The organism is Candidatus Nanohalococcus occultus, assembly GCF_029207735.1.
Lineage (GTDB): Archaea > Nanohalarchaeota > Nanosalinia > Nanosalinales > Nanosalinaceae > Nanohalococcus > Nanohalococcus occultus.
Genome location: NZ_CP104395.1, coordinates 262722 through 270337, shown reverse-complemented (window position 1 = coordinate 270337; position 7616 = coordinate 262722). Strand labels below are relative to the sequence as shown.

Annotated in this window: 9 protein-coding genes; 8 read left to right on the top strand and 1 reads right to left on the bottom strand. The window is 46.6% G+C overall.

What is annotated here, in order from left to right:
- Positions 1-44 precede the first annotated feature (44 nt).
- The 7 genes from SVXnc_RS01495 (at position 45) to SVXnc_RS01465 (ending at position 5682) form a co-directional block, all read left to right on the top strand.
- Entirely contained in the window at positions 45-1583 is a 1539-nt protein-coding gene (locus SVXnc_RS01495; protein ID WP_347722197.1) for a hypothetical protein, read from the top strand.
- Positions 1561-1887 (top strand): restriction endonuclease subunit S domain-containing protein, encoded by a 327-nt coding sequence (locus SVXnc_RS01490; RefSeq protein WP_347722196.1) that lies wholly within the window; start codon positions 1561-1563, stop codon positions 1885-1887. The genes SVXnc_RS01495 and SVXnc_RS01490 overlap by 23 nt, the downstream gene beginning before the upstream one ends.
- Before the next feature lie 116 nt (positions 1888-2003).
- Positions 2004-2768 carry a proteasome assembly chaperone family protein gene (locus SVXnc_RS01485; protein WP_347722195.1) on the top strand — a complete coding sequence of 255 codons (765 nt, stop codon included), beginning with the start codon at positions 2004-2006 and terminating at the stop codon, positions 2766-2768.
- Positions 2769-2784: 16 nt separating this feature from the next.
- Positions 2785-2946 carry a DNA-directed RNA polymerase subunit K gene (locus tag SVXnc_RS01480; RefSeq protein WP_347722194.1) on the top strand — a complete coding sequence of 54 codons (162 nt, stop codon included), beginning with the start codon at positions 2785-2787 and terminating at the stop codon, positions 2944-2946.
- Between the two features lie 87 nt (positions 2947-3033).
- A complete protein-coding gene (locus tag SVXnc_RS01475) occupies positions 3034-3873 on the top strand; it encodes a class I SAM-dependent methyltransferase (protein ID WP_347722193.1) in 840 nt (279 codons plus the stop codon).
- Positions 3873-4421 carry a hypothetical protein gene (locus SVXnc_RS01470; protein ID WP_347722192.1) on the top strand — a complete coding sequence of 183 codons (549 nt, stop codon included), beginning with the start codon at positions 3873-3875 and terminating at the stop codon, positions 4419-4421. The genes SVXnc_RS01475 and SVXnc_RS01470 overlap by 1 nt, the downstream gene beginning before the upstream one ends.
- Before the next feature lie 28 nt (positions 4422-4449).
- Entirely contained in the window at positions 4450-5682 is a 1233-nt protein-coding gene (locus SVXnc_RS01465) for a phenylacetate--CoA ligase family protein (protein WP_347722191.1), read from the top strand.
- Between the two features lie 11 nt (positions 5683-5693).
- Here SVXnc_RS01465 and SVXnc_RS01460 read toward each other — a convergent pair whose 3' ends face one another.
- Complete coding sequence (locus tag SVXnc_RS01460) at positions 5694-6359, bottom strand: RAD55 family ATPase (RefSeq protein WP_347722190.1); 666 nt, start codon at positions 6357-6359, stop codon at positions 5694-5696.
- A gap of 94 nt (positions 6360-6453) precedes the next feature.
- On the opposite strand from SVXnc_RS01460, the gene SVXnc_RS01455 reads away from it, so the two are divergent.
- Positions 6454-7584 carry an enolase C-terminal domain-like protein gene (locus tag SVXnc_RS01455; protein WP_347722189.1) on the top strand — a complete coding sequence of 377 codons (1131 nt, stop codon included), beginning with the start codon at positions 6454-6456 and terminating at the stop codon, positions 7582-7584.
- Positions 7585-7616 lie beyond the last annotated feature (32 nt).

The window sequence follows — 7616 nt, the reverse complement described above, 5'->3', positions numbered from 1 at the left end:
CAGACATTAAATACTAGCAAGTGAAAAAGAGTTGTAGAGGGCGTATGGGCTTAATAGACAAAATCTCTAGAAAAGAAAACGCAGGAGATTCCGGCCAGTCTGAAGAGACGGACGAGACCAGTGAAGAACAACTCAAGAAAGAGATCGAGAAAATGAAAGACTCTGAAGACAGTGAATCCGAAGGCAGCGAGAAAACCGGAGAACCCAGCTCCAAAGACACCAGTTCTGAAGGCAAAACTGGAAAAGAATCAGAGGAAAATACTGAAGACAGCTCCGAAACAGATTCTGAGGTCTTAGAAGAAGAAGATGAGTCCGCGAAGGACGGAAATTCTTCAGAACAGTCAGATCCAACGGAGACAGAAAGATCAGAGGAATCGGAGAATAAGGAGGAAAGTTCAGAAGACGGAGAGGAGGACGATGAGCCTCAAACCGTGGGTTCCATTGCTAGAGAAGATCAGGATATAGATTATGAGGCCGAAGATTACGAGGAAGAGTCTGAAGAGAAAGATTCTATAGAGTTACAGGACTTAATGCAGAAAACCGAGAAGCTCGAAGGACGTTTCGAGTCAGTTGATGCCTTCCAGGATCAGATCGGGGAGCGTATAAGCAATATCTCGGAGAAGATTGGGGAAGTCCGGTCAATGGTTCTGGAACAGGAAAAGGAAGTCGATGAGATAAAACAGGGCTACCGGAAGATAGAGGACATATACAACGAGATCGAACCGGAGAAGATCACGAAACGTTTCGAAAAACAGAAAGGGAATATAGACGCCGTCGAAGCCCAATCCGAGCAGAACAAGGAGTTTCTGGACAACCTGAAGGAAAGAGCGAACAAGTTAGAAGACAGTATCGAGGATCTTGATGACTTCGATAACCTTGCGGAGATGCATGAAGAACTTCAGAAAAAAGTAGACCGCGTTGAAAACCTGAAAAGAGAGATCAACAAGAAAGAATCAAAAGTCGAGGCGATGTTCGGAGAGCTTGAAGAAAGACTTCCGGAACTTGATTCCGTACAGTCAAAGACCCGTGCGCACGATGAAATGCTCGAAGACCTTGTAAAAGACGTTGACAAGGTCGGAATGAAGGTAGACGACAAACTGGACGAGGATAACTTATCAGAGAAACTACAGGAAATCATGGAAGACGAGGAAAAAGACGTTGAGAATCTCATCACAGAAGACAAGCTAGATGATCGATTAAAAGAAGAGCTTAAAGACACTCAAAGAGCGCGAAATGAACTTGAAGATGTCAAAGACGAAGTAAGCGATCTAAAAAACACTCTGAACCAGGACGAATCTGATTTACGAGACCGAGTTAATGGATTAGAGCAGAAAATATCTCAGCTTGAAGATTCGATGCGTGACGAGGAGAACCTGAAAAACGTTATAGAAAGCTACAGCAGTGCGAAAAACTCAAATCTCGAAGAACGTGTAAGAAGACTTGAACAGGGCAGCACACCGGAAGCTGGCACTAACAGTTCGGAAGTCCAAGAGCTTAGACAAAAAGTAGAAGATCTTTCAGAAATGATTCTGAAGGTCGCACAGCAGACACAAAACCGTAATGAAGGACTACAACAACGTTGAATGCCACAGATGCGGCTACAGATGGTGGTCGGAAAAATACAGTGAAAACGGCGAACTACCTGAAGACTGTCCAAGATGCTACCGGAATGCCGTAGCAAAGATACCTGATCCTCCAACCCGTATAGATCGGATTCGGGCGCGTATAGATGCTAAGAAAGCCGAAATACCGGGGAAGATCGAGGAAAAACGCCACAGCCTTGTTCTATGGAAAGAGCAGAATACTTTCCTGATAAGCATGGTTTTCGCAGCAGTTTTAATGGTAGGAGTTATCGGCGCGATAGGATACGCTCTGTTTTTAATGTAAAGGTTTAAAGCTAAGCTGACGTCCAATAAACATGGAGACCGGCAAATAGGAGCTGTCTGTCTTCAGTTAGATCAAAAAGTAGTGAGGACGAAGCTACTAACATGGTGAATCTTTGAATGGAAACTACACGAATTGAGCTTGAACAGGAACTGGATGTTGAAAAACCGATTTTTATCGAAGGACTTGCCGGAATAGGTCATGTCGGAAAGACCTCCGTAGCATACCTAGCCGATCATCTGGGCGCTGAAAAAGTCGGAGAGCTTTACTCACACCACTTCCCGCCTTACACAATAGTAACGGACGAAAAAACAGTCGAACTTTTGAAAAACGACATCTACCAGATTAAAAGAGATGATAAAGCAGACATCGTGCTTATAGAAGGAAATGCTCAAGCCTCCACACCTGAAGGGCATTTCGAAGTCGCCGAAAAGATCATAGAGTTAGTCGAAGAAACTGAACCGGAAAGAATAGTCACGATCGGAGGATACGGCACCGGAGAAGTAGTTGAAGACCCAAGCGTGTTCGGAGTCACATCCAGCGATAGCATCCAGGAAGAATACGAGAGCGCTGACATAGAGTTCGAACACGATGTAGATCAGATCGTAGGAGCCTCCGGACTTATCCTGGGAATAGGTAAAGACCGAGGCTATGAAGGAATCTGCCTTCTGGGAGAGACACCGGGCTTCCTTCTAAGCGATCCGAAAGCAACTGAGGCCGTGTTAAACACCTTAGAGTCCATGCTTGAACTGGACTTGGATTACAGCGAGTTAGACGAGAAAGTTCAGGAAAGCCAGGACGTACTTAAAAAACTTCAGAATATACAAAATCAACAGAGCCAGGATCAGGATCAGCAAAACTCGGATCTAGGCTATATTGGATAAAGGAGGGAAAAATACTATGAGCTACACACGGTACGAAAGAGCCAGAATCATCGGCGCCAGAAGCCTACAGATCGCAATGGGCGCACCGACTTTCGTCGAATCACAGAGCAAGCGACCGATAGAGATCGCACGTGAAGAGATGACAGAGGGAAAGCTTCCTATAACAGTCGCAGAATAAAAGCTGTCATTTCCTTCATTTTTACCTTTCCTTTTTCTAGGAGCTGCCGGACAAACCGTTAATATCTAAGAAGACCAAGCATATTCTATGACAGATTCTGACCTCGAAGAGGTTACAAAATACCTTTCCAATCCGGAAACCAGCATGGGATGGATAAGCCCGCTCGGCATCCCGGAATCAGTCCAGCAACTTGCCGGAACCGGGTATAAACACACAATCGGAGACAAAAACTACGAACCTGACGGAGAAAACTACACTGTTTACGATCTGTGCTGCGGAAACGGAATACTTAGTGAAAGCCTCATACAAGAAAACAAGGAAAAAGACGGATCAAACAGCTTAAAAATCAAAGGCATTGATCTAGCACCTCCTGCCTACGCCCACAAAGTTGAAACAGGAAACGAAGAGTTCGAAGTCCTACAACAGAGCGCTGATGACTTCCTACACTCCAAGCAAGACTCTGCGGATCTAATATACGCAATAGATGCATTCCAGGAGTTCGATGATTTCGAAACACTGGCCAACGGAATCACCGGTAGCTTGAAACAAGACGGCATACTAGTTTTCAACTCAATTTACGGACTTGTAGATGTATTTGAAGACTTGGAAGAGAAAGCTCCAGACGACAAAAACTTTGTGAAACCCGGAGAGAACGGTAGAAAGCAGATACACACTGACAAAGTACGTATTGATGATCTCGGAGTCGAGGTTCCTATAGTTCAGCAGCCAAGACCCTACGAGGACTACAGGTCAGAGCTTGAAAAACAGGGCATGGAAGAAGTTGAATGCGGGAAAATCCGGGCCGATACCAGCTCTATACCTGAGATAGCGAAAAGTATAGGCGTAGACGCCCAGACCATGGATGATGATATTAACCTTCTGTACGATTACGGAGTTATGAAGATGGAAGACGGGGTCTCTAGCTGATGGGTGTCTCCGGCGATAACATGAGGAAGATGGTTAATACGAATCAACTGAATCTTTCCGACGGTGAAATCCATTTATTCGATTTCAGGATGGGAATGTTGCCTATACAGACCCTTACCAGTCTGTTTGAAAATATTTACGAGCGCATAGGTGAGGAAGCTTTCGAAGTTCTTTTCCAAGCAGGGAAGACTCACGGACAGATGGCTATAGATGATATAGGGAAAGCTCACGGCGTTCCAAAAAAACAGTTCATCGAGCAGACAATATACACCGCCGATGCCCTGGGACTAGGAGAGTTCAAGTTAGAGCGGATCGACCTAGAAGAGCAGGTTATAGCATACCGTATCGATAACTCGCCGTTCAAAGAGCAGTTCGAAAAATCTGAAGCTCTAAGGGATCTGGACAGACCTATAGACGAACTTCAGAGAGGCATGTTCCACAGAGTTTCACAGAGAGTTCTGAACGCAGATACCGTCGAGACCAGAGAAACGCACTGTCGTTTCCAGGGCGATGCTTACTGCCGTTTTGTCTCAAAGGGCAAACAGTAATTTATTCAAGCAACGTTTACTTGGCTTTATGGAAGATCTATCAGGTATCGAAGAGTTTTCCACCGAGGGCTGGCCGGTACTCACCCAAGAGCTTTTCGCAAAAGTAAGCAATAACAGAGAATACAGCGAAGACGTCAGAGAGTTTTACAGCTCCGGCGGATCGAAAAGAGTGGTTTTAAGCCCGGAAGACCAGAGACTGGTACTTGAAGGATACGCCGAGACATTGAGAGAAGCAGGTCTGAGACCGGACGATGTAGCCATCAACTGGGGTGCGCCGAAGGAAAAAGACCACATGTCCCAGTGGGTCTACGAGAAAGGAACGGAAATAATCGGCGCAGAAACCGTAAACGAGTCCAACGCAGAAGACTTCGAAGACTACAGAGACCGCTGGGAAGAGGTTACCGCTCTGCTCTCACTTCCAAGAATGCTGAAATCCTCCGGAGAACAGATCCAAGAAGAGTTCGGAGATCTCAAAGAAACCTTCCCGAACCTTGAACACTCCATAACCGCTGGAGACATAATGCCTGAAGAATTAAGAGACTGGATCGAGACCAACTACGGAATCAAGTCCCGGAACTTCTATGCCGGCACCGAGATCGGTGGAGCGGCCGCGGAAATCGAAGACGGAGTTTACAAGCCAACGAATCCAAACCTGATACTTGAACTACTTGATGAAGACGCTGAAATGGACTCTGAGACCGGAGAAGTCTCAGAGCAAGACGTTTACCGCCTTGAAGAACTCAGCCCTGGAGAGACCGTCACAGGCCCTTTACTTGCCACGATGCCGCTGCGGGAACAACAGCCATTGATAAGATACAGGATCGGAGACGTCTGGGAGGTAACAGGTACAGAAGAAGCACCAGAGATGAAGTTTAAGGGTCGGGAAGATGACGTAATAATGTTTTCCGGGGCGAACGTATATCCCGAAGAAATCAACAATGCGATAGGAGATGATTACAAGCTTGTAGTTTCTGAAAACGACGGATTCGTCAAACTGAACTTTTTCACACCTGGTAACTGGCGTTCTGAGGAGATAGTCGATCAACTAGCCGAGCAGAACAAGGTATTCGGCGACTGGTACCAGTCAGGATCAATGCCGATAGAAGCAAAAAGCTACAGCTCCCGGGACGAACTCGAAGAGATGCTTGAAGAATACGAAATCCCTAGAGATAGTGACGGCAGACCCGAAATTATCGAAGAAGGTGCGAAAACAAACCGTATAGCCTTCGAAGACTCATACAACTCCCAGTTCAACCAGTAAACTATCCGATCCTAGAGTCGTTCAGCCGGTGAAATCGATAACCCGTCTCCATCCAGCTCGACGTTAAGTATTTCTCCACTGATATTGGTTCTACGCATCTTGATAACTCTCGCAGACCGGTAAGTTGTCTCACCGAGCGCGTAACCGTTTAGAAGAATCACACCGTCAACTATGAACTCTGCTACCCCGAAACGTGAGAGCTTCCCTGATTCAGACTCCGGTCTTTCCGAAGTCACCAAGACCGTGGCACTGATATCCCGGAAATGCTCCATCAACCGGTTGACATACTTCCTGATCTGTTCTTTCTGACCCCAGTTCATCTCGAATACGCTGATTGAATCCAGGACAATCCGTTCAAAAGACGAGTCGGCGATTCTCTCCTTGATATCCTCAGCTACGTTTTCAGATGGAGAGACGTGGGCCATAGACAGATTATCGTCTGTTATATCAAGCTCTATTCCAAAGGATTTTGCGTCCTGCCGAACATCGGACGGTCGCTGACCTGTGGTAATATACAGGCATTTTTCATCATTTTCCAGTCCCGCTCTAATGTACTGAGAACACATAGTTGTCTTTCCCGATCCCGGTCCACCGGTAACGAGATTTACAGAGCCTTCAAGGAAACCTCCTTCCAAGAATTCATCGAGACCGTCGGTGCCTGTGCTTAGACGCGCCATACCACAAAGTTGTTCTGAGATTTTAAATCAATGTATCCGGTACTGTACCCTCGACAGGCTAAAGCTTAAAGCCTGTCAGCGCCCAGTTCTGGACATGAAGATAGAATCCTTCGAGCTAAGAGAAATAATTGACTCAAGAACCAAACCCACCGTCGAAGCCGAGGTAAACGGATTCAGCGGAAAAGCACCTTCCGGAGCATCCACAGGAAAACACGAAGCAGAATGTTTCGTACCGGAAAACCTCGAAGAGATAGAAAACGAGCTGAAAGAACAGCTCGAAGGAAAGAAATTCACGCAAAAAGAGTTCGACGAAAAACTCAGAGACTACGATGGGACGAACAAACTCTCAAACATTGGAGCAGTAGGAATCGCATCGAGCTTTGCGTTCAAAAACGCCTCCGGATTCAAGTTCGGGAAAAACTTCCCTCTACCACTCAGTAACGTAATAGGTGGCGGAGAACACGGCGGAAACACCTCGATCCAGGAGTTCCTTGTTCTGCCAGTAGAGGCCGAAAGCTTCCCGGAAGCTGTAAAGACGAACGCAAAGATCTACCAAGAGCTAAAGGAAAAATACCCGCAGAAGATCAGAGGAATCAACGATGAAGGGGCTTTAATCACCTCGATGGACGATGAACAAACCCTGAAGGCGTTGAAAAAGGTAGCTGATGAACACGGCGCACGGATCGGCCTGGATGTGGCCGCAAGCGAGTTTTACGAAAACGATGAGTACAAGCTTTCCTCGATGAGTCGGACCTTCACCGCCGACGAGCATCTCAAGTTCATCCAGCACTTGATCGAGAAGTTCAACCTGATCTACGTCGAAGATCCTTTCGACCAAGACGATTTTGTAAAACACGAAGAGCTGTTGAAGGAAAACCGTGGTAACGACGTGCTGATCTGCGGAGACGACCTTTTCACGACAGACAAGGAAAGACTTCAACACGGCATAGATCTGGAATCCGCTAACTCGCTTATCGTCAAACCTAACCAGATTGGAACGGTAACCGATGCGAAGGAAACTGTAGAGCTAGCCCATGAAAACGGTTACGTACCCGTTATCTCCCATAGAAGCGGTGAGACCTGTGATTCGACTATCTCACGTCTGGCACTTGAATGGGACTGTCCTGTCATTAAGGCCGGTATAGCAGATATCAGGGTTGCGAAGCTGAACGAACTGATCAGGACCTGGGATGAGGTCGAGGATCCGAAGCTGGCAGACCTCTGATTCTGCCCCGGTTTTTTATTCCGCCGGATTTG